At 60.4% G+C, this 21726-nt stretch carries 17 protein-coding genes and 1 pseudogene; 4 read left to right on the top strand and 14 right to left on the bottom strand.

Annotation, left to right across the window (positions count from 1 at the left end; genetic code table 11):
- Positions 1–151 precede the first annotated feature (151 nt).
- The 5 genes from IB250_RS26440 to IB250_RS26420 all read right to left on the bottom strand — a co-directional run bounded on the left by IB250_RS26440 (position 152) and on the right by IB250_RS26420 (position 2550).
- Positions 152–787 carry a hypothetical protein gene (locus IB250_RS26440; RefSeq protein ID WP_008068581.1) on the bottom strand — a complete coding sequence of 212 codons (636 nt, stop codon included), beginning with the start codon at positions 785–787 and terminating at the stop codon, positions 152–154.
- A 252-nt stretch (positions 788–1039) separates the two neighbouring features.
- A complete protein-coding gene (locus IB250_RS26435; protein ID WP_007899567.1) occupies positions 1040–1321 on the bottom strand; it encodes a type II toxin-antitoxin system RelE family toxin in 282 nt (93 codons plus the stop codon).
- A complete protein-coding gene (locus tag IB250_RS26430) occupies positions 1311–1556 on the bottom strand; it encodes a type II toxin-antitoxin system Phd/YefM family antitoxin (RefSeq protein ID WP_192346455.1) in 246 nt (81 codons plus the stop codon). Before IB250_RS26430 ends, IB250_RS26435 begins: the two co-directional genes overlap by 11 nt.
- 145 nt (positions 1557–1701) lie before the next feature.
- Positions 1702–1947, bottom strand: coding sequence for a DUF2789 domain-containing protein (locus tag IB250_RS26425; protein WP_030128603.1), 246 nt, complete (start codon positions 1945–1947; stop codon positions 1702–1704).
- 135 nt (positions 1948–2082) lie between these two features.
- The gene (locus IB250_RS26420) at positions 2083–2550 is read right to left on the bottom strand and encodes an aminoacyl-tRNA deacylase (protein WP_192346453.1); all 468 of its coding nucleotides are present in this window, start codon (positions 2548–2550) and stop codon (positions 2083–2085) included.
- Between the two features lie 213 nt (positions 2551–2763).
- Between IB250_RS26420 and IB250_RS26415 the strand changes: the two genes are divergently transcribed.
- Together IB250_RS26415 and IB250_RS26410 are read left to right on the top strand one after the other, a co-directional pair.
- A complete protein-coding gene (locus tag IB250_RS26415) occupies positions 2764–3291 on the top strand; it encodes an NfeD family protein (RefSeq protein ID WP_192346451.1) in 528 nt (175 codons plus the stop codon).
- Positions 3292–3313: 22 nt separating this feature from the next.
- Positions 3314–4072, top strand: a complete 759-nt coding sequence (locus IB250_RS26410) for a slipin family protein (RefSeq protein ID WP_007899545.1) — start codon at positions 3314–3316, stop codon at positions 4070–4072.
- Between the two features lie 48 nt (positions 4073–4120).
- Here IB250_RS26410 and cysC read toward each other — a convergent pair whose 3' ends face one another.
- The 5 genes and pseudogenes from cysC to IB250_RS26385 form a co-directional block, all read right to left on the bottom strand.
- Positions 4121–4726 (bottom strand): adenylyl-sulfate kinase, encoded by a 606-nt coding sequence (gene cysC / locus IB250_RS26405; protein WP_192346449.1) that lies wholly within the window; start codon positions 4724–4726, stop codon positions 4121–4123.
- Positions 4710–6224, bottom strand: coding sequence for a TolC family protein (locus IB250_RS26400; protein ID WP_192346447.1), 1515 nt, complete (start codon positions 6222–6224; stop codon positions 4710–4712). Before IB250_RS26400 ends, cysC begins: the two co-directional genes overlap by 17 nt.
- A gap of 40 nt (positions 6225–6264) precedes the next feature.
- Positions 6265–13458, bottom strand: coding sequence for an Ig-like domain-containing protein (locus tag IB250_RS26395; protein WP_412548355.1), 7194 nt, complete (start codon positions 13456–13458; stop codon positions 6265–6267).
- Between the two features lie 134 nt (positions 13459–13592).
- Entirely contained in the window at positions 13593–14429 is an 837-nt protein-coding gene (locus IB250_RS26390) for a sulfotransferase family protein (RefSeq protein ID WP_038978410.1), read from the bottom strand.
- 187 nt (positions 14430–14616) lie between these two features.
- Positions 14617–15882, bottom strand: a pseudogene (locus IB250_RS26385) (glycosyltransferase family 39 protein); the annotation flags it as partial.
- A 242-nt stretch (positions 15883–16124) separates the two neighbouring features.
- Between IB250_RS26385 and IB250_RS26380 the strand changes: the two are divergent.
- The gene (locus IB250_RS26380) at positions 16125–16712 is read left to right on the top strand and encodes a phage tail protein (protein ID WP_123498204.1); all 588 of its coding nucleotides are present in this window, start codon (positions 16125–16127) and stop codon (positions 16710–16712) included.
- A 56-nt stretch (positions 16713–16768) separates the two neighbouring features.
- Entirely contained in the window at positions 16769–17080 is a 312-nt protein-coding gene (locus IB250_RS26375) for a DUF6916 family protein (RefSeq protein ID WP_192346444.1), read from the top strand.
- 76 nt (positions 17081–17156) lie between these two features.
- Here IB250_RS26375 and tauC read toward each other — a convergent pair whose 3' ends face one another.
- The 4 genes from tauC to gshA form a co-directional block, all read right to left on the bottom strand.
- A complete protein-coding gene (gene tauC, locus IB250_RS26370) occupies positions 17157–17990 on the bottom strand; it encodes a taurine ABC transporter permease TauC (protein ID WP_192346442.1) in 834 nt (277 codons plus the stop codon).
- Entirely contained in the window at positions 17987–18781 is a 795-nt protein-coding gene (gene tauB / locus IB250_RS26365) for a taurine ABC transporter ATP-binding subunit (RefSeq protein WP_192346440.1), read from the bottom strand. The genes tauC and tauB overlap by 4 nt, the downstream gene beginning before the upstream one ends.
- 16 nt (positions 18782–18797) lie before the next feature.
- The gene (tauA, locus tag IB250_RS26360) at positions 18798–19775 is read right to left on the bottom strand and encodes a taurine ABC transporter substrate-binding protein (protein WP_192346438.1); all 978 of its coding nucleotides are present in this window, start codon (positions 19773–19775) and stop codon (positions 18798–18800) included.
- Positions 19776–20098: 323 nt separating this feature from the next.
- Positions 20099–21682, bottom strand: a complete 1584-nt coding sequence (gene gshA / locus IB250_RS26355; protein ID WP_192346436.1) for a glutamate--cysteine ligase — start codon at positions 21680–21682, stop codon at positions 20099–20101.
- Positions 21683–21726: the final 44 nt, after the last annotated feature.

The raw sequence follows: 21726 nt of genomic DNA, 5'->3' as shown, positions 1-21726 counted from the left end.
AAGGTGAAAGAGTGTCTATGGACCGCGCATGGGAGCGAGAGTTTTGGTGGTCATGAGATCGCCATCGCGGGCAAGCCCGCTCCCACAAGGATTGCGCTGAACCTGTGGGAGCGGGCTTGCCCGCGATGGCGTCAGTCCAGCCAACCTCAACTCACGAATACTGCACTTCAATTTCATCAAGCTGATGATCAAAGCTTTTGAGCCGCGCCGTCCACGTATACACCAGCACTTCAAAATCCCGATTGATCACCGCCCCGCCGGTCACTTCCGCGCGCGGGTCGCAGAAATCCAGCTGATAGCGTTCACGGGCCATGGCGTTGGCGACATCGGACAGCTCTCGCGCATTGTTGAGCCAGTGCCACCCCTCGTCGGCCACTTGCTTGTCCAGCGCCAGGCATTGTTTTTTCAAGGTTTCGAGGCTTTTTTCCAGCGGCGTGCCGGTGAGTTCGCCCATGACTTCCTGGAACGTGCGCCCCGGTTGCCAGTAACTGCCCCAGAAATACCGGTCGAACACCGTTTCGACGCGACGCAAAGCCACCTTGGTGTCCCAGATCAGCACCAGGGTCTTGCCTTGTTCAAGTTGTCGCTTCTTGATGCGCTGGTTCTGTAATGAAGCCCAGGCGACCACCACGATAGCCATCACGGCGATCAACGCCGCCGCGCTGTCGAGGAATATCAGCGCCGTGTCGAGCTGGTGGGCCAGCATGACGCCGTAGAAATAGGTGGCCGACAGCAAAACCAATGCCGCAATGGCGCACCAGAAGCCGGGAGCGTAAGGGTTTTTCATTATTAGATCCCCATGATCAACGCAAGCCTTGATCGACGGGTTCGCCACGCGCCCCCATCAAGTCAAAGCATAGCAACGGCCTCAGGGTTTGCCGGGCTGTGACCCTTGCGTTCGTCCGCTTTCCCGGCCGCCACCCAAAGCAAGGAACAAATCGTTCTGGCTCATGGCGACTTGGGTGTGGCCGAGGCCAGTTGCGCCGTACGTCGGGTCGACGCTTGAGCAGCAGCAAAAATAGGAGAGGTCTGATAACTATCAGCGTTTCTTGGCTCGGTCGTACACATCGCTGCGTTCGCGCTTACCAACCGCCACCACAGAAACGACTACACGCTCATCAAAAACTTGATACACAAGCCTGTATCCCGATGACTTCAATTTTATTTTGTAGCAATCAGGCATCCCATGCAGGGAGTCGGAAGGGATTCGAGGCAATTCAAGCCGTTCCGCCAGTTTCTTTTTGAACTGTTCACGCAATGTATGCCCCAGCTTGTCCCATTCCTTGCGCGCGGATGGCAGGAATTCAAGCTTATAGGTCATCCAGGCTTACCGGGACCGGCTTTTCATTTCTACGCGAGCGAACAATTTCCGCCAACTCGAAGTCATCGAGACGCTCCATCATTTGCTCGAAAACATCGGCCGGAACCATGTATCCCATCACTCGGTTATGGTTCAGCACTGCCACAGGCCCACCGTGAGCACCGCTCAAAACGGCAGATGGGTTTTTCTTCAACTCAGACACGCTAACCGCCATGTCGGCCAGAACACTTTGCATAATTAAGACCTCAATTTAGGTCTTGATTCTGGTCTATTACCTGTTTCTGAGCAACCCTGGAAAAAGCTGCCAAATTAAGTTTTTACTCGGATTTTTTTACCACTCAACAGTTTTTTTACATTTCGCCATTTTTCTCCAGATTTTTTTACACCCCTCGCCCCTTCCTCAGCAGCACATCCAGCTGATCCACCACCTCAGCCCAATCCGCATCATCCAGAATCTCCTCACGCAGCAGCTCTGCCTGGCTCTCGTTCCAGAAGAACGCGTCCGCCAGGTGCAGTTCGGGCTTGAGCGGTGAATGGGTAGCGATGAATTTATCGATGCTTTCGGCGTCATCCGGCAGGCCGAGTTGTTTGAACAGGGATGGGAGGCTGTGGGTTGGGGATTCCATGTCGGGCTCCTTGGTAATCGCTTATTGGATGGGTGACCGCGGTGCGGCTATTCGCGGGCAAGCCCACTCCCACAGGGTTTTCGCAAGTCCTGTAGGAGCGAGGCTTGCCCGCGATGACGTCAGTCGGGGCGACTGTTATGCCGAAAGACTCAACTCGCACACCTCGGCATGCGGCACCATTTTCAAAAATTCCGGCACGCTCATGTGTACCAGATTGCTGTGGTTGCCGGCTTCGAGGTAGATGTCTTTCTGCCGGGTCAGCAGTGGGTCGATGACCATGTCCATTCCATAAGACTCGCCCAGTGCAGGCACGGCTCCGCGTTCGCAATCGTCGAACAGGTGCGGCAGGTTGCTTTCACGGGTGACTTGCCATTCGCCGCTGCCACGTACTTTGCTCAGGTCCAGGTGACGGCTGGCAGGCAGTACGGCCATCAAGTAGTGGCCGTGGCTGTCGTCAAGAATCACCGATTTGGCGACCCGTTCGGCAGGAATGCCCGCGAGCCGAGCCGTTTCAAGGCTGCTGGCCGAGTGCGGGTGAGAAACGATGTCATATTCGCAGTGAGCCTTGTCCAGGCTGTTCTGCACGGTTTTTGCCATACGCATGATGCACCTCGGTGTCCGCAGCAACGAATCACGGACGATGGTTAACTTTTTTGTCTCCATTAAAAGTCTAGGCCCACCGAGGGGTTCCGACGGGAAATCCGCCCGTCGGACGCTTTCGACAACGGGTCAAAATTCATACCAATGCTCGGTCAACTAGACTTGTATACAGAGCCCTGAACGGCTCGCGGACGGATGACTCTCCCGGAGGGTCAAGTGAACATGCGTTGCTGTGCAATTGCGCTGTTGCTGGCCCTGAGCGGACCGGTTTTCGCGGCGGACACTCTCGTGGTGCTGGTTCCCGATCCCCTCGGGCTCTGGTTGATCACGTTCGGTATTGCGTTTCTGATCGCCGAGGCGGCCTTGCCCAATTACGGCGTAGTCGGCTTGGGCGGCCTTGTGATGTTCGTGATCGGCGCGGTGATTCTGACTAACGCCGAAGTCCCTGTTCCGTTGATGATCGGCTTGGGACTGATCAGCGCACTGCTACTGATTTTCCTGGTGATCCGCGCCTTGAAAACCCGACCGCGCCGCAACGTCAGCGGTGACGCCGAAATACTGGGCGCCGTGACGCCGATAACGTCGTTGCAGGCCGGTAACGCTTATATCGGCTGGGTGCACCTGCAAGGCGAGCAATGGCAGGCAATGAGCGAAACACCGCTGCAACCGGGTCAACAGGTCCGGGTAGTGGCACGCAAGGGTCTACTGCTGGAAGTGGTCGCGGCTGACGCGGCGCCCGTATGAACAATGATGGCGGAGAATAGTCATGGGTCTGCAATTGGGTTTTGCCGCGCTGCTGTTACTGCTGATTGCACTGGCGGGGTCGACCTTCCGCATCCTGCGCGAATACGAACGCGGCGTGGTGTTCCAGCTCGGACGCTTCTGGCAGGTCAAGGGCCCTGGCCTGATCCTGCTGATTCCAGTGGTCCAGCAAATGGTTCGCGTCGACCTGCGTACCGTGGTGCTCGACGTACCGCCGCAAGACGTCATCACCCGGGACAACGTCTCGGTCAAGGTCAATGCGGTTCTGTATTTCCGCGTGCTCGATCCGCAAAGGGCGATCATTCAGGTCGAAGACTTTCTCATGGCCACCAGCCAACTGGCCCAGACCACATTGCGGGCGGTGCTCGGTAAACATGAACTCGATGAATTGCTGGCCGAACGGGAACGGCTGAACGTCGATATCCAGCAAGTGCTCGATGCGCAGACCGACGCCTGGGGCATCAAGGTGGCCAACGTCGAGATCAAGCACGTGGACCTCAACGAATCGATGATTCGCGCCATCGCCAAGCAGGCCGAGGCCGAACGGGAACGTCGGGCCAAGGTGATCCACGCCGAAGGCGAATTGCAGGCCTCGGAAAAACTCATGCAGGCGGCTGAAATGCTCGGCCGTCAGCCGGGGGCCATGCAACTGCGTTACATGCAGACGCTGAGTTCGATTGCCGGGGACAAGAGTTCGACCATCGTCTTTCCGCTGCCGATCGAGTTGCTCAAGGGGATGGCGGACTTGTCGTCAAAATCCTGAGGAAATAATCATCCACCGTTACCGGCAAGCGGGAGAAGGCCGGCCGACTCATCGTTTCGGCAGCACCGCGCATTCGCCGAGCCAGGTCAGCAAACGGTCGAGACAAGCCTCCACCGACTGTGCACCTGTGTCGAGCACCAGCGACGCGCATGGCGGTGGTTCGTAAGGCGCGGAGACACCGGTAAACCCCGCCAACTCACCCCGTCGAGCCCGGGCGTAATGACCTTTGGGATCGCGCTGTTCACAGACCGCCAACGAGGCGCTGCACCAGACTTCACGGTAATCCTCCCCCAATCGTCGGGCGAACAATTCACGCAACTCCACCAAAGGCGCGATCATCGCGAGGATGACGATCTGCCCGTTCTCGACCAACAATGCCGCGAGTTCACTGGCGCGGCGGATGTTTTCCAGGCGATCGCTGTCGGTAAACCCCAAATCGCGATTGAGCCCGACCCGCAGTCCGTCGCCATCGAGCACCACACTCTGCACGCCGTGCTCGAACAATTCGGCGTGCAGTGCCTGGGCCAATGTTGACTTGCCCGCGGCCGGCAAACCGGTCAGCAGAATTGCCGTGCCGCGATGGCCGTTGCGGGTCTCCCGTTGGGCACGGCTGATGCTCGCCGTCGGCGCCAGCAGGTTATTGGACCGGGGCATGGGCCACCGGCACTGAGATGTTGCCCGTCGCCCAGGCCTCTTCGCGATTGGCCAGGGCCGTGGCGATGGACTGGACTTCAGTCGATTGCACTTCGTCCGGCAGCGGATCGAGACCGGCGCTGGCGAAGATCTGCCCGTAAGCGTTGCGCAGGTCGGCGTAAGACAGGTCGCGTCGCAGATCGGCCTGCAAGGTGTTCAGCTCACCCTGGATCAGGTCCAGTTCGCCCAGCCCGGCCGCCTGATAACGATTGCGCAGCTGGCCGACGATTTGCCCATCGATGTCTGACAGTTGCTGATTGGTCTTGAACTGCCGCATCGCCTCGCGATAGTTGGCGTTGGCCACGTAAAGCTGCGCCAGTATGGCAATCGACATCGCCTGCCTGCGCGCCGCGGCGACTTCTTCACCGGCCTTGGCAACGTCAATCGCGGCGGGCGCGGAAATCACATTGAACAGGTTCCAGGTGACTTTCACCCCATAATCCGCCCAGCCCTGTTCCACCAAAAACGAGTTGCTGTCGTAATGCCCGCCAGCGGCAAACTCCAGCCCCGGCAGCAGACGCAGCATGGCTTTGCGGGTTTCGGCGGCGCTGATCCGGGTCTGGTAATCCTGCTCGCGCAACTCCGGCCGACTGGTCAGGGCTTCCTGTTCCAGGCTGGCGAGATCGACCTTGAGTTCCGGGATGACGTAATCGTCCTGGGTCGCCAGCGTCAGCTCGGTGCTCAGCGGCAGGTTGATCAGGGTCGCCAATTCGGTTTTCGCCAACGACAGTGCGCGGCGTTGTTCTTCCAGTTGGCGGGTGGCTTCGATCAGCGAGCGTTGATAGCCCAATGCCTGAATCGGATCGCCAATACGCTGCTCGCTCATGCTCTGGCTATTTGTGCGAGCGGTTTCGACCCGAACCATGAGGCTGTCGATCTGTTTGAGCAAACGTTCGGCGGCCATGGCTCGCCAATAGGCCGAGCGCACGTCCTGCACGATGGTGTTGATAACCTTGCGCCGACGCTCCTGGACGATCAGTCGCTGGTCGCCCTGTTGCTTGGCGCTGATGTAGCTGACACCAAAGTCGAGCACGTTCCAGACCATGGTCAGGTCCGCCACTTCACGGTCGCGGTCCTGGGAGGTCGACGGCTCCAGGGACTGGGCACCGGTCTCGACGCTCTGGCTGCTGGAGGCGCTGACGTTGTTACGCCCCACGTAACCGGCGTCCAGCGCCATGCGCGGCAACATGTCGAAGCTGGCGAGGTCGAGTTGGCGCTTGGCCAAGGCCTCTTCCATGATCTTGAGCCGGCCTTCGAGGTTGTATTTCACCGCCCGGGCCATGGCCTGGTGCAGGGTCAGCGGGCCGCTGAGAGGTTCCTGCCCCTTGTACATGTTTTGCAGATCGCTTTGGGCGCGCTGTTGGCTGACGCTGCGTTCGATCGGTTCACTGGTGACTGCACACCCGCTGATCGCCAGCGCCAGCAGGCTGGCGCCGAATAACTTCTGACTTCTCTTCATCCTTGGAGCCCCCAGATGCCGCCCTGCTTTAATGGTTTTTTCAGGCCTGCATTTCACTGATGCCGACCTGGTGCAAAGCCGCGGCCAGGCTTTCGACCTGCCGCTGCTCGATGTCCTTGAGTTGTTGCAATTGCTGACCAAGACTCGGTGCGCCAAACACGCCGCGCAACCCTTGGGAAGCATCTCCCATCCTGATTGAGTTATGGCCGAAGGCGTTCAGCGAGTCCCCCTCGCTGCCCGCGTCCTGATTGAACAGATTCGACAGCGTGCTGCTGCCAAAAACCCCGCCATCGCCGCCGCCAAAACCGAGGAAGCCGTGACCTGAGCCATCGCCACCGTTTTCACTGCTGCTGAATACCTGCGCGATAAAGCTGGGCGTCAGCGCCCCATGACTCATGAAAATATCGCCCAAAGGCCGAATGCCGTTGCCGATCACTCGCTGTTCAAACAGCGAGGTAAAGGTCAGCGGCGAGCCGAGATCGCCAGTGGGCGCAGTGAAGATGATCGGTTGTAATGGCACGTTGGGCAGATCGGGCACGCTGACAGGATCCGAGGCCCGGAATTCCGGTTCCGGCGGCACCACGACAGGCGGGGACGACGGTGCAACGACCGTATTGATCGCATAGCTGTTCGACAGGCTGACACCGCTACCCGTGTTGCCTGATGAATCGCTGACGCCAGCGACGCTCAGGCTGATCGCATTGTTGCCACTGCTGACATTGGCGTTCGGCGTCAGGGTCGCGGTCCAGGTTCTACCGCCATCGCTGCTGCTCAAACCGGACAAGCTGCCGTTCGCCACGCTGATGTCGGACAGGTCGAAGCCACTCACTGCTTCGTTGAAGGTGAAGGTCACCAATGAGGTCTGGCCCACGCCCAGGTTCGGGTTGGCAACCACCACCGTGGCCGTCGGCCGTTCGCCGTCGATGGCGTAGTTGTTGGACACCGCGACGCTGGCGCCGATGTTGCCCGCCAGGTCCGTCACGTTGCTGGTGTCCAGCGCGATGAAATTGCTCGGGTCAGTGATGCTCGCGGTGGGTGTGAACGTTCCGGTCCAGGTCTTGCCGCCGTCGCTGCTGGCCAGATTGGTCAGCTCGCCGTTAGTGACGCTCAAGTCCGACAAATCGAAGTCGCTGACCGCCTCGCTGAACGTGAAGGTCACCAGCGTCGTCTGGCCAATGCCCAGGTTCGGGTTGGCAACCACGATGGTGACGGTCGGGCGAGTCGCATCGAGTGCGTAATTGTTGGAAATGGCGATGCTGGCGCCGGCATTCCCCGCCGCGTCGAGCACATTGCCGGTGTCGAGCAGGATCAGGTTGGTCGCATCGTTAAGGCTCGCGGTCGGTGTGAGTGTGGCGGTCCAGGTCACACCGCCGTCGCTACTGGCCAGGTTGGACAGCACGCCATTGGCCACGCTGAGGTCCGACAGGTCGAAACCGGATACCGCTTCGCTGAAGGTAATGGTCACCGTGGTGGTTTCACCAATGCCCAGCTTATTGTCCGCCACCACAATGGTCGCATCAGGGCGAACGGTATCAATCGCATAGTTGTTGGAGTCGGTCACGCCGACGCCGCTGTTGCCCGACGCGTTGGTCACACCGCTGTTGTTCAGGCTGATCAGGTTAGTGGTGTCCGTCACGCTGACCGCAGGTGTGAAGGTCGCGGTCCAGGTCACGCCACCATCGACGGACGAAACGTTGCTGAGGGTGCCGTTGGCTATCGTCAGGTCGGCGTTGTCAAAACCACTGACCGCCGAGCTGAACGTGATGGTGACCAACGAGGTTTCACCGACCTTCAGCGCATTGTCGGCAACCACGATGGTCGCGGTCGGGACTTCGGTTTCCACTACATAATTGGCCGAGTTGGTGGTGCCAGATCCGGCATTGCCGGCCAGGTCCGAGATGCCGCCGTTGCTCAATGTGATGAGGTTGCTGGTGTCGGTAATTCCGGCGGTGGGGGTGAAAGTCCCGGTCCAGGTGATGCCGCCGTCGCTGCTGCTCACCGCGCTCAACGTGCCGTTGGCGATACTCAAGTCAGCGTTGTCGAAACCCGTTATCGCCTCGCTGAAGGTGATGGTCACCAGCGCGGTTTCGCCCGGTTTCAGGGTCGTGTCGCTCAGCACGATAGTGGCGGTCGGGCGTAGGCTGTCGATGGCGTAGTTATTCGAATCGGTAGTACCGGTCCCCGTATTGCCTGTTCCGTCGATCACTCCGGTGTTGTCCAGGGTAATCAGGTTGGTCGAGTCGGTGATACTCGCCGTCGGCGTCAGGGTGGCGGTATAGGTGATGTTATCGCTGGTGCTCAAATTGCTCAGGGAACCGTTGCTCACGGTCAGGTCAGCCGTGGTAAAACCAGTCACCGCCTCGGAAAACGTGATGGTCACCACCGAGGTTTGACCTACCGCCAGCGCCGCGTCCGCGACCACGATGGTGGCCGTTGGGCGCACGGTGTCGATGGCGTAATTGTTGGAATCGGTGGTGCCACTGCCGGCGTTGCCCGAGCCGTTTTGTACACCGCTGTTATCCAGGGTGATCAGGTTGGTGGTATCGGTGATGGCGTTGGTCGGTGTGAAGGTCGCGGTCCAGGTGACGCCGCCGTCACTGCTGTTCACGGCGCTCAAGGTGCCGTTAGCGATGGTCAGGTCGGCGTTGGTGAAACCGCTGACTGCTTCACTGAAGGTGATGGTCACCAGTGAGGTTTCGCCGATTCTCAGCGCATTGTCGGCAACAACGATAGTGGCAGTCGGCAGCACCGTATCGAGGGTGTAGTTGCCGGAGTTGGTGGTGCCGCTGCCTGTGTTGCCGGCCAGATCGGCCACACCGGTATTGTTCAGGGTGATGACGTTGCTCGGGTCATTCACGCCGACGGTTGGCGTGAAGGTCGCGGTCCAGGTAATGCCGCCGTCGCTGCTGCTCACGGCGGTCAAAGTGCCGTTGGCGATGGTCAGGTCAGCGTTGGTGAAACCACTGACCGCTTCGCTGAAGGTAATGGTCACCAGCGAGGTTTCGCCCGCAGTCAGTGTGGGATCGGCCAACACAATCGTCGCGGTCGGACGCACGGTGTCGATGGCGTAGTTGTTGGAATCGGTGGTGCCGCTGCCGGCGTTGCCCGCCAGATCCGCGATGCCCGTATTGTCCAGGGTGATCAGGTTGGTTGTATCGTTGATGCTCGCGGAAGGTGTGAAGGTCGCGGTCCAGGTGATGCCGCCGTCGCTGCTGCTCACCGCGGTCAAGGTACCGTTGGTAATGGTCAGGTCGGCGTTGGTGAAACCAACGACCGCTTCACTGAAGGTGATGGTCACCAGCGACGTTTCGCCGATTCTCAGCGCCGTGTCCGTCACCACGATGGTTGCCGTTGGCCGCACGGTATCGATGGCGTAGTTGTTGGAATCGGTGGTGCCGCTGCCGGCATTGCCCGAAGCGTTTTGCACACCGCTGTTATCCAGGGTGATCAGGTTGGTGGTATCGGTGATGGCGTTGGTCGGTGTGAAGGTCGCGGTCCAGGTGACGCCGCCGTCACTGCTGCTCACAGCGCTCAAGGTGCCGTTGGCGATGGTCAGGTCGGCGTTGCTGAAACCGCTGACTGCTTCACTGAAGGTGATGGTCACCAGTGAGGTTTCGCCGATTCTCAGCGCATTGTCAGCAACAACGATAGTGGCAGTCGGCAGCACCGTATCGAGGGTGTAGTTGCCGGAGTTGGTGGTGCCGCTGCCTGTGTTGCCGGCCAGATCGGCCACACCGGTATTGTTCAGGGTAATGACGTTGCTCGGGTCATTCACGCCGACGGTTGGCGTGAAGGTCGCGGTCCAGGTGATGCCGCCGTCGCTGCTGCTCACGGCGCTCAACGTGCCATTGGCGATGGTCAGGTCGGCGTTGGTGAAACCGCTGACCGCTTCACTGAAGGTAATGGTCACCAGCGAGGTTTCGCCCGCTGTCAGTGTTGAATCGGCCAGCACAATCGTGGCGGTCGGACGCACGGTGTCGATGGCGTAGTTGTTGGAATCGGTGGTGCCGCTGCCGGCGTTGCCCGCCAGATCCGCGATGCCCGTATTGTCCAGGGTGATCAGGTTGGTTGTATCGTTGATGCTCGCGGAAGGTGTGAAGGTCGCGGTCCAGGTGATGCCGCCATCGCTGCTGCTCACCGCGGTCAAGGTACCGTTGGTAATGGTCAGGTCCGCGTTGGTGAAGCCGCTGACCGCTTCGCTGAAAGTGATGGTCACCAGCGACGTTTCGCCGATTCTCAGCGCGGTGTCCGCAACCACAATGGTGGCCGTCGGGCGTACGGTGTCGACCGCAAAGTTGTTGGAATCGGTAGTGCCGCTGCCGGCGTTGTCCACCAGATCCGCCACGCCAGTGTTGTCCAGGGTGATCAGGTTGGTCGCGTCGTTGGTGCTCGCGGAGGGTGTGAAGGTCGCGGTCCAGGTGATGCCGCCGTCGCTGCTGCTCACCGCGCTCAAGGTGCCGTTGGCGATGGTCAGGTCGGCGTTGGTGAAACCGCTGACTGCTTCATTGAAGGTGATGGTCACCAGTGAAGTTTCGCCGATTCTCAGCGCATTGTCCGTCACCACAATGGTTGCGGTTGGACGAAGCGTATCGATCGCATAATTGTTCGAGTCGGTGGTGCCGCTGCCGGTGTTGCCCGCCAGATCCGCCACGCCGGTATTGTTCAGGGTGATCAGGTTGGTCGTGTCATTGACGCTCGCGTTCGGGGTGAACGTGGCGGTCCAGGTGATGCCGCCGTCGCTGCTGCTGACCGCCGTCAAGGTGCCGTTGGCGATGCTCAGGTCGGCGTTGGTGAAACCGCTGACTGCTTCGCTGAAGGTGATGGTCACCAGCGAGGTTTCACCGATTCTCAGCGCATTGTCTGTCACCACGATCGTTGCCGTTGGCCGCACGGTATCGATGGCGTAATTGTTCGAATCGGTGGTACCGCTGCCGGCGTTGCCCACCAGATCGCTGACCCCGGTATTGTCCAGGGTGATCAGATTGCTCGTGTCAGTGATGCTCGCGCTCGGCGTGAAAGTCCCCGTCCAGGTGAGGCCGCCATCGCCGCTGCTCACCGAGGTCAAGGTGCCGTTGGCAATTGTCAGATCGGCATTGGTGAGATCGGTGACCGCCTCGTTGAAGGTGATGGTCACCAGCGAGGTTTCGCCGATTCTCAGCGCCGTGTCGGTAAACACGATGCTGGCGGTCGGGCGTACGGTGTCGACCGTGTAGTTGTTGGAGTTGGTGGTGCCTACGCCGGCGGTGCCCAGAATGTTGATCACCCCGGTGTTGTCCAGGGTGATGACGTTGGTCGTATCGGAAATACTGGCGGATGGGGTAAAGGTTGCCGTCCAGGTAATGCCGCCATCGCCGCTGCTTACCGGCGTCAACGTGCCGTTGGCGATGGTCAGGTCCGCATTGGTGAAACCGGTCACCACCTCGGAGAAGGTAATGGTCACCAGGGACGTTTCGCCGATGCTCAGTGTAGTGTCAGCGACCACAATGGTCGCGGTCGGTGGCGGCGAATACGCGGTGTTGAGTACGCCGCCGTCGTTATAGATTGTCGCGACTGCGGTTGGCGAGGTGCCGGTGCTCCCACCGCCCAACGCGGCGCCACCGGCGCCACTGGCCGCGGCATTACCGGCCAGGGCGGCGAAGTTGGCAGCCGTGATCAGCAGCGTGCCTTTGTTCCAGATCGCACCGACGCCCCGGCCGCCCACGCCGCCATTGCTGGCATTGCTGGCATAGCCACCACCACCACCGCCGCCACCGCCGGCACCGATGTTGTTGGTGATGGTCGAGGTGCCGACGATGGTCATGGTGCCGCCGCTGGCGTTGTAGATCCCGCCCACCGCATTGCCACCGGCGCCACCGACCTTGTCCCAACCGGCCCCGCCGCCACCGCCGCCAATGGAAAGCGTGCCATTGGTAGCCGTCGCACCATTGCCGCCGTTGCTGTAATCGAAAGCGCCCAGCCCGCCAGCTCCGCCAGTGCTGGTGCCACCGTGACCGCCCATGTCGACCCCGTTATAATAACCGCCGTTACCACCGATACCGCCGCTGCCCGTCTGACCCTCCATGGTGCCGGTGCCCGGCCCTACCGAACCGCCATGCCCGCCGCCCTGGCCGCCCAAACCGCCGCCGCCACCGCCGCCACCGCCGTAATACGTCGTGACACCGCCGCCGCCACCGCCACCGGAAGCGCCGTTGGACGTCACGCTGACGTTGTTCAGGGTCAGAATCCCTGCGTTGAAAATCCCCCCGGCCATCGAGCCCGTGGCACCGTAGCCACCGTTGCCACCGTTGCCCGACACCAAGCCACGGGTGATCACCAGCCCATCGAGCGTCACGATGCTGCCAGACGACACTTCAATCACTCGGGTCCTGTACTGACCGTCGATAATCACGTCAGCCGCACCGTCGTTGTTCAAGTCGCCATCAACGGTGATGTTCTTGTTGATCAGTAGTTCGGACGTCAGCTGCACCGTCATGCTGCTGCTGAAGGTGACGATATCGCCGTTCTGCGCCGAGGCGATGGCCGCGCGCAGCGAACCGACGCCCGTGTTGGCGTTGTTAGTGGCGGTCCAAGTAGCCAGACCCCACTGATAGTCGCTCATGGCCGTAGTCGAAAGAACATTGGCGCTTTCGATGTTGCCGGTGGCGATTTCCAGATCCCAGTCGCCACCGAGCCCGGTGCGATCGCTGGAGGCGGCCACATCGCGGCCGGTCAATTGAGCCAGCGAGTCAATAAAATTCAAGCCGCGCTCGCCTTCGGCGGTGTAGCAGCCGTAAATCAGGATGTCGCCGCCAACGTTCATGTCCTTGCCAATTTCCGCCAGCACCGCGCTGCGGCCCGCGACGTTGTCGGCAGACAAGTAGCTGTTGCCCAGCCACAAATCGCCCGCGTTGCCGTGGGCGATAATCTGCACCGAGCTGATGCCCTGATGGCCGTCCAGATAGTCAGCGATTTGTTGCAGGCCATCTTTGCTGGCATCGAGCTGAACCACCTGGGTACCGGGAGCAATACCCTGAAGCAGACTGCCAGCGTCCTTGACCCGCGAATCGACGAACACCACGCTCTGCCCCGGCACCGCGGCGGGTGCTGGCGCCGGTGTGGCATCGGCCTGGCCGTGGGTGTCCTTGCTGGCGACCGGTTGATCGGCCGTCGGTGCCTTGACCACCTCGGCGGTGGCATGGCTGTCGGCCTGGGCAGTGTCGGCGACCGTGGCGGCCACCGCGCCGTCGAACAGCATGCGCGGCTCCAGGGACATGATCATTGGCGAGGCCAGCGCTCGTGCGCCTTCGGTAACCCGCGACTTGCCTTTGCTCCACCACATGCTGCTCACCCGGACTCGAACTTTTAGACGCATCAATGAAAACGCCGCGATCAACTGATCGCGGCGTCGGCTTTCATACGAATGACATTGGCGGCGCTGGCTGAGCCATCGAGCCAAAAGGACAACTCGGCGTACTGCTTGAACAGGTCCGGCGGCAGGATCGTTCGCCTCGATTGCAGTTGGACCTTGGCCTTCACCTTATGCAGCCCCGAGAGACCGAGGGCCTGGTCGAATTCCGGGGCGTCGTAGGCCAAATGATCGAAATCATGTTCGAACCAGGGTTCGCCAATGAAATCGTAGACCAGGCGCATCACCCGCTCAGGCGCCTGGCTCAGCAGGTCGTAATCGATGATCAGCAACGAGTCGGCGTGTTCGCCGTAATAGGCTTCCTTGAGGGCGGCCCAGGAAAACCCCACTAGCCGATTGCGCTGGGCCAGGGTTTCGCAGCGGCTATAGACCGTGTTGCGTTCGACCGCATCACCGAACAGCTTGGTGTTTTCGAAGGGGTTGGCGCGGTACAGGCGCTCGATGCTGTCCATGACCCAAGCGACATTGCGCACGCAGGCAATGATTTTGGCTTGAGGGAACAGATCGCTGATCGCCGGCAGGCGCGAACTCCACAGGCGGTTCGTGTCGAACACCACCGGTTTGTCGGCCTTGTCGGCGTAGAAAGAATCGAACAGGCCGCGCAACAGACGGCGACGCAGGTCGGTGTCGATCACCGCGCCGAATTCGCTGCCAGCGCTGCATTGTTCCAGAACGCCGGAAAAGAGCGCACCCACGGGGCTGGTCATACCGGCATGAAAGCGCGGGTTCTGCAAAAGAATGGCAGAAAGCAGGGTCGAGCCTGAGCGCGGCAAGCCGGAAATAAAGTGAAAGTGCTGCATCCATTCACCCGTCATAAGTCCTTTTATATGACGAGCGTAGACCATGAATGGCCATCCAACTAGTGGTGTTTTGATATCAAATCTGAGCTAAATCGACTGGAAAAGGCGATTCATATAGCCAGTTGAAAAATGAACCGATTAAGCCTTTGAATACGGCCTACTTCTGCCAACCCTGGGGCAAAGGCGCGACGATTCGGTCGCCGGGAGCGAAGTGCTGGTTCACATAGCTGACCATGACGCTGATCTGATCGCCGGTATCCACCGTGGCATTGTTTTTCAGCCCCACCAGTTCGACGCCGACAAACAGCATCAGCACGGCCAGCGCCACTACCTTGAAGTCCGCGTACAAACGATCGATGGCCAGCGCCACAAGCATCGGCAAGCCCAAGGCATAAGCGCTCAGGTAGCGTTCGATGAATACCGGCGATATGAACGACACCGCAAATACCAACAACAACGGGAGAACGGTGTAGATCAGCGCCAGCGCACTTCCACGGAAAACACTGCGATCGCGCGCCAGCGCCACGCCCGCCAGGGCCAGCAGCGCCAGTGGCAACGCAATAAAAATCAGTGTGGGCAGGTTCTCGCCATCGTCCTGGATCAGGAACGACCAGATCATTGAAGGCAGTGAGCCGAGCGTGACGGGCGCCTCCCACCCCACGTCGACATTGGCTTGGAGCTGATCCATGTGCTGCACCAGATCGAACAGATTGGGCAGCCATGGCAGGTACAACGCCACAATCGCCATGTTGGCCAACCACCAGCCAGAGCGCTGAATGTGCCGCAATCGATACCCTGGCTGCAGGCGGATCAGCCCCAGATAGAGCCAGTGACACAGCACGCAAAACGCCGTGAAGTAATGGGTGTAGAACGCCGCACTCATCAGCAGGGTATAAATCACCAGGTAGCGTGTACGTTGCGGCCGCCTGATCCAATACATCAAGGCGATCGTGGCACCGATCAGCCACAGCCCCAGCAACGAATACATGCGCACTTCCTGGCTGTAATGTACCGCCGTGGGCAGCAGCGCCAGCACGACCCCGGCCAGCAACGCGGCACGGCGGGTAGCGAGCAAGTCCACCAACCAGACGCCGAGCCCCACCGTGACAATCCCCGACAACGCACTCAGGCTGCGAATCGAAAAAATGCCATCTCCGAACAGATCGATCCAGCCGTGCAGCAGCATGAAATACAGGGGTGGATGCACACCATGGGCCGCGTGCTCCCAGATCCCGGCCAGGGAATATTGGCTCAGCAACAGGCTGGACCCTTCGTCGCCCCGAATCACTGCCGCCGTCAGGTGGTAAAAACGCACCAGCGTGGCCAACGTCAGAATCGACAGTAGCCAATGCTCCCGCGCCCATCGCAGCAAGCGACGGGCAGCCGCCCACGACCCCGGCATCGCATGCGGGTCCTGAGTATCGCCCAGCGGTGTTTCTCTGCGCGCCTCCATTACCTCCCCTTGCAACGGCCATGTGAAAACCGAAGCTTCCCCAGCACTGTAGGACAGGCGCGAGCCCGACGTCGATGCTGGCCTTGCGACGGACGACGTCCGGCAATCATTCCGATCAGCGTCTACGCTTTGGCGTGGCGTGACCCAGCCATGGAGAGGAAAGGAGTCGGCTGATAGCGCGAACCCGGTTAACCGGGCCTGCAACGTGACGCATCAGACACTAACCTGAGGGATGAGGAACCATGGAAGTATTCATCGGCACTATCCAGTCTTTCGCCTTTAACTTCGCGCCCAACGGCTGGGCCCTGTGCAACGGCCAGACGCTGAGCATCGCGCAATACAACACAGTTTTCGCACTGCTGGGAACCTACTACGGAGGCAATGGCACCACCAATTTCATGCTGCCCAACCTGCAAGGTCGCATGCCGGTCGCCATGGGCAACGGCCTGGGCCTGACCCCGCGCGTCATCGGCGAAGTTTCCGGCACCGAGAACGTCACCGCGACCATCAATAACCTGCCCAACCACACCCATGCCTTGTCCGGGCTCACGGCCACCACCACCCTGCAACTGGCCAGCCCGGCGAGCAACCCGGTCACCAACCCGACCGCCACCAACGCCTACATCGGCGCCTCCGGCGGCGGGCCGGGCTCGGCGAGTATTTACTCCGATCAGCAAGGTGCTGCGGCCGTGCCGCTCAAGGGCGTGGCCACTACGGTAACGGGGGAAATCTCGTCCGCCGGCAACGGCTTGCCCATGGAGGTGATGAACCCGTTCCTGGTGCTCAACTTCAGCATCGCCCTGAACGGTCTTTTCCCTTCGCGCAACTGAGGGTCTGGCCGGGGGATGCCAATCCCCCGGCCACTTTTTGCTGATGGAGTGATGCCATGCTGCAACAGGTTCAAAGCCAGCACTTTCAGGCGCTGCTGGGCAAAACGGGGACGCTGCGACTGCCCGATGGCAGTGAACTGCCGATCCATATCGACACCCTTAAAGAAACACCGCATTCACAGATGCCCAAAAGCGAGCGCTTGCCGTTCAGCGTCGGGTTCAACAGCCTGCAACCCACCGACTTTGTCGATGGCTTGTGTGTGATGGAATTACCGGAACTGGGCCGGGTGAAAGACATTTTCGTGTCGAGGGTCCCCCCGATGGGGCGGGATCCACAGCTGGGCTACTTCTACATCGCGTTCAATTAAAGAGCGACGTCGATCCTACGCGAGATTGTGGTGGGCTCAACCCCGGGGCTTGCCCCTCGCCATAGACCCGCTCTACTCAGTGAGCCTGACCATGCCACGGCACCAGTTTACGTTGCAGCGCACGCAGGCCCATTTCCATGGCGAAAGCGATCAGCGCGATCACCAGAATCCCCAGCGCCACCACATCGGTGACCAGGAATTGCGCGGCCGATTGCACCATGAAGCCCAAACCACTGGTGGCGGCGATCAACTCGGCGGCCACCAATGTCGACCAACCCACACCCAGGCCAATCCGTACGCCGGTCAAAATGTCCGGCAAGGCACTGGGCAGAATTACATGCCGAATCAACTGCGCCCGAGTCGCGCCCAACGACTGGGCGGCGCGCAATTTCGCCGGGTCGACGGTGCGTACGCCAGTGGCGGTGGCTATCGCGATCGGCGCGAAGATCGCCAGGTAGATCAACAAGACTTTCGACAACTCACCGATGCCGCACCAGATCACGATCAGCGGCAGATAAGCCAGCGGCGGAATCGGGCGATAGAACTCGATCAGCGGGTCAAGAATGCCTCGGGCGATGCGGTTGTGGCCGATGGCAATGCCGACCGGCACGGCGGTCAGCACGGCGAAGCCCAGGCCCAGGCCAATGCGGCCAAGGCTCGCGCCCAAATGCTGCCACAAGGTCGAATCCATGTAGCCGGTGGTCACCAGCAACCAGCCTTTTTGCAGCACGGCGGACGGTGGCGGCAGGAACAGCGGTTCGATCAAACCTGTGACCGTGACGGCCCACCAAATGGCAACGAGAGCGACCAGCGTCAGCATGCTGATCCAGCGCGTGTTCAAACTGCGACGCAGCGGGATTACGGTCGAGCCCGGTTTCACCGTCGCGGCGGGAACTTCATAGGTGCTCATACGCGCTCCTGTCGCTGGACGGCACTGCGTTGGGAGAACACTTTGGCGAGCACGTGTTCGCGGGTTTCGATAAAGCGCGGGTCGGATTTGATCGCCCGCGCCGATTCGCCGGCGGCGTAACGCTGACCGAAATCCAGGCTCAGGCGCTCGACGATTTGCCCGGGGTTGGGCGCCAGCAGAATCAGATCCGTGGCGAGGAACACCGCTTCTTCAATGTCGTGGGTAATCAGGAACACCGGTTTGGCGGTGCGCTGCCAGACTTGCAGCAACAGCTCCTGCATCTGTTCGCGGGTGAAGGCATCAAGGGCACCGAAGGGTTCGTCCATCAGCAAGACCCGAGGGTCTGCTGCGAGGGCGCGAGCGAGGCCGACACGTTGTTTCTGCCCGCCCGAGAGCTGCCAGATTCGGCGGTGTTCGAAACCGCAAAGGTCCACCAGGGCGAGCATTTCCCGGGCGCGGATTTCGCGTTTATCCCGGACGACGCCAGCCAGTTCCAGACCGAAGCCGACGTTGGCCAGCACGTCCTGCCAAGGCAACAGGGCGTCGTCCTGGAACACCACGCCGCGCTCGGCGCTCGGGCCTTTGACCGGCACACCGTCAAGGGTGATGCGCCCGGCGCTGGGCTCGACGAAACCGGCAATCAGGTTCAACAGCGAAGTCTTGCCACTGCCGGAGGGGCCGAGGGCAACCAGCAACTGCCGGGGCCCCAGGCTCAGGGAAATATCCGCCAGCACAGGTTCCGCAGCGCCGGGATACTGTGCGCAGATGCGCTCCAGCTGAAGCAAAGCCATCGCGGTTAACTCCCGATCAATTGGTGATGTATTTGGCGCTGACGTACGGCGCGTAGTCCGGCAGCACGGCCTCGACCTTGCCTTGTTCCTTGAGGAACACCGCGGTGTCGGTGATGGCCTTGGTGGTCGGCGCGCCGAGGGTGAGCACCTGATCAGCTGCGAGCGGGAAGACGTTGCCTTGCAGCAGCAATGGAATGTCGCTGGCCTTGGCACCGGAGAGCTTCACCAGTTTGTCGACGTTGCTTTGGTTGGCGAGCCAGGCTTTTGGATCTTTGCGGTAGTCGGCGTAGGCATCGAGGGTCACTTTGGCGAACGCGGTGACGATTTCCGGGTGCTTCTCGGCGAAATCCTTACGCACGATCCAGGCATCGAAAGTCGGCGCACCGAACTTGGCCAGTTCGCCCGAGGTAATCAGCACTTTGCCGTTTTCCTTGGCCACGCCGAGGGCCGGGTCCCAGACGTAGGTGGCGTCGATATCACCGCGTTTCCATGCAGCGATGATTGCTGGCGGCGCGAGGTTGAGCACGGTGACTTTCGATGGATCGATGTTCCAGTGTTTCAGCGCGGCCAGCAGGCTGTAGTGGCCGGTGGAAACGAACGGTACGGCGATTTTCTTGCCGATCAGGTCTTGCGGGGTCTTGATCCCGGAACCGTCTCGCGCAACCAGCGCTTCGGCGGCGCCGATCTGGGTGGCGATGAGGAAGGTTTCTACCGGAACTTTGCGGGTGATTGCCGCCGTCAGGGGGCTGGAACCGAGGTAGCCGATTTGCACATCGCCGGAAGCGATGGCGGCGATAATGTCGGCGCCGCTGTCGAATTTTCGCCAGTTGATGTCGGCCTTGATGGCCTTTTCGTAAGTGCCGTCGGCCTGGGCAACCTTAGCCGGGTCAACGGTGGTCTGGTAGGCGACGGTCACATCTGCCGCCTGAGCCAGGAAACTCGCCGCAGCCAGAGACGCGGCTGCCAGGAGGCGAAGAGGGGAAGTCAGTTTCATTGCGAAGCTCCTTGTCAGACGGCCGAGTGTCGGCGTGAAAAGGAGACTAAATGATATAAGAATTGGAAAATAAATAACTTTTTAGAATTAACTTATGAGCGGAAAATTCTAAGGGAGACCGTGGTGTGGCCTTCGATCGTTCCCACGCTCCGCGTGGGAATGCAGCCGGTGACGCTCCGCGTCACCTGGACGCGGAGCGTCCCTTGAGGCATTACCACGCAGAGCGTGGGAACGATCATACAAACCGAGTCGCCTGCATTACGACTGCTTCGCAGCCGAACGGGGGCAAGCCCCCTCGCCACAGGGGGACCCGCTTTGGCAGTTTAGTTACTGATCGCCAGAATACTCGCCTGATAGGACCCGACAAACACATCGAAATCGCCGACTTCGTTCTGTTCCAGCTCCACCTGCTGAGCCAGCGACGAACGTGCCAACTCTTCAAATCTAGCTTGTTCTTCGCCTGAAAGTGGCTCGCTGCGGAAAAACTCTGCATGCACCTGACTCTGACGCAAGGAAAACTGAGCAAAGCTTTCCTTGTGCTCGGCCATCGCCGCTAACACCTGAGCCGATGGCGTCAGGGACGGGTCCTTGACCTTGGCCAGCTGTGCGTCCAGTGCTTTGCTGTGAGTTTCGCCGCCATGGCTTTGGTCCAGTAACGCCGCCAATGGCGCAATCTTTTCCAGCAATTCGCTTGCCCATTCCTTCAGGTCTACCGGGTGCCCGTCGCGTTGCAATTGCAGGCCCGGACGACGACCTTCCTTGACCACGCTAAGGAAGTTCGACGTCGCATTGCCGCAGCTGGTGCTGGTCAGCAGCGGACTGTCGTTCAGCGCGCAATACAGCAGGAACGCATCGAGGAACCGTGACTCGGTGAGGTCGATGCCCATCGGCAGGAACGGGTTGATATCCAGGCAACGCACTTCGACGTACTGAATGCCACGGGCCACCAGCGCCTGGATCGGCCGTTCGCCGGTGTAGGTCACGCGTTTCGGACGGATGTTGGAGTAGTACTCGTTTTCGATCTGCAGAATGTTGGTATTGAGCTGAACCCACTCACCGTCCTGGTGTGTTCCGATCTCGACGTACGGCGGATACGGCGTGGCCACGGCTTTGCGCAGGCTGTCGGTGTAGCTGGTCAGATCGTTGTAGCACGGCGTCAAACCGGCCTGGGCGTTGCTCTGGTAACCCAGATCGCTCATGCGCAGGCTGGTGGCGTACGGCAGGTACAACGTGTCCGGATCCAGCTGTTCCAGCTGATGCGAGCGACCGCGCAGGAAACCGGCGTCCAGCGCCGGCGAAGCACCGAACAGGTACATCAGCAGCCAGCTGTAGCGACGGAAGTTGCGGATCAGCGCGATGTAGGCCGACGACTGATAGTCGCGATCGGTGCCGACAAAGCCTTCGGCCTCTTTGAGCAGCGGCCAGAGCTTTTCCGGCAGGGAAAAGTTGTAGTGGATCCCGGCGATGCACTGCATGGTCTTGCCGTAACGCAGCGCCAGGCCCTTGCGATAGACGTACTTGAGCTGCCCGATGTTGGAGGTGCCGTAATAAGCGATCGGGATGTCTTTCTCGGCCGGCAACGGGCACGGCATCGATGGACTCCACAGGTATTCGTTGCGGAGCTTGCTGTAGGCAAACCGATGGATCTTATCGAGGCTCGCCAGGGTGTCCGCCGGGTCTGGCAGGGCTGGCGTGATGAATTCCAGCAGCGACTCGGAATAGTCGGTGGTGATTTGTTCGTTGGTCAGCGCGGAACCCAATTCTTCCGGGTGCGGCGTTTGCGCCAGGCGACCTTCGCTGGTTACGCGCAGGCATTCACGTTCGATGCCGTGAAGGCACTGTTCGAGCAGAGAGAGGTTAGCGCGCTCGCCGAGCAGAGCCAGGCGGCGGTTGAGAAGTTCGCTCAAGTTGGATTCCTTCACGCGTCAGTCGCCCCAATATGGGGGTGGGC

This window comes from Pseudomonas sp. PDM09 (genome assembly GCF_014852305.1).
Classification (GTDB): Bacteria; Pseudomonadota; Gammaproteobacteria; order Pseudomonadales; family Pseudomonadaceae; genus Aquipseudomonas.
The sequence above is the reverse complement of the archived record's forward strand: the minus strand, read 5'-3'. Positions and strand labels throughout refer to the sequence as shown.

What these genes read in the sequence shown, in the direction of transcription:
- IB250_RS26440 (WP_008068581.1), bottom strand. Translation starts at nt 787, where the DNA reads ATGAAAAACCCTTACGCTCCCGGCTTCTGGTGCGCCATTGCGGCATTG.
- IB250_RS26435 (WP_007899567.1), bottom strand. Translation starts at nt 1,321, where the DNA reads ATGACCTATAAGCTTGAATTCCTGCCATCCGCGCGCAAGGAATGGGAC.
- IB250_RS26430 (WP_192346455.1), bottom strand. Translation starts at nt 1,556, where the DNA reads ATGCAAAGTGTTCTGGCCGACATGGCGGTTAGCGTGTCTGAGTTGAAG.
- IB250_RS26425 (WP_030128603.1), bottom strand. Translation starts at nt 1,947, where the DNA reads ATGGAATCCCCAACCCACAGCCTCCCATCCCTGTTCAAACAACTCGGC.
- IB250_RS26420 (WP_192346453.1), bottom strand. Translation starts at nt 2,550, where the DNA reads ATGCGTATGGCAAAAACCGTGCAGAACAGCCTGGACAAGGCTCACTGC.
- IB250_RS26410 (WP_007899545.1), top strand. Translation starts at nt 3,314, where the DNA reads ATGGGTCTGCAATTGGGTTTTGCCGCGCTGCTGTTACTGCTGATTGCA.
- cysC (WP_192346449.1), bottom strand. Translation starts at nt 4,726, where the DNA reads ATGCCCCGGTCCAATAACCTGCTGGCGCCGACGGCGAGCATCAGCCGT.
- IB250_RS26400 (WP_192346447.1), bottom strand. Translation starts at nt 6,224, where the DNA reads ATGAAGAGAAGTCAGAAGTTATTCGGCGCCAGCCTGCTGGCGCTGGCG.
- IB250_RS26395 (WP_412548355.1), bottom strand. Translation starts at nt 13,458, where the DNA reads ATGCTGTTCGACGGCGCGGTGGCCGCCACGGTCGCCGACACTGCCCAG.
- IB250_RS26390 (WP_038978410.1), bottom strand. Translation starts at nt 14,429, where the DNA reads ATGCAGCACTTTCACTTTATTTCCGGCTTGCCGCGCTCAGGCTCGACC.
- IB250_RS26380 (WP_123498204.1), top strand. Translation starts at nt 16,125, where the DNA reads ATGGAAGTATTCATCGGCACTATCCAGTCTTTCGCCTTTAACTTCGCG.
- IB250_RS26375 (WP_192346444.1), top strand. Translation starts at nt 16,769, where the DNA reads ATGCTGCAACAGGTTCAAAGCCAGCACTTTCAGGCGCTGCTGGGCAAA.
- tauC (WP_192346442.1), bottom strand. Translation starts at nt 17,990, where the DNA reads ATGAGCACCTATGAAGTTCCCGCCGCGACGGTGAAACCGGGCTCGACC.
- tauB (WP_192346440.1), bottom strand. Translation starts at nt 18,781, where the DNA reads ATGGCTTTGCTTCAGCTGGAGCGCATCTGCGCACAGTATCCCGGCGCT.
- tauA (WP_192346438.1), bottom strand. Translation starts at nt 19,775, where the DNA reads ATGAAACTGACTTCCCCTCTTCGCCTCCTGGCAGCCGCGTCTCTGGCT.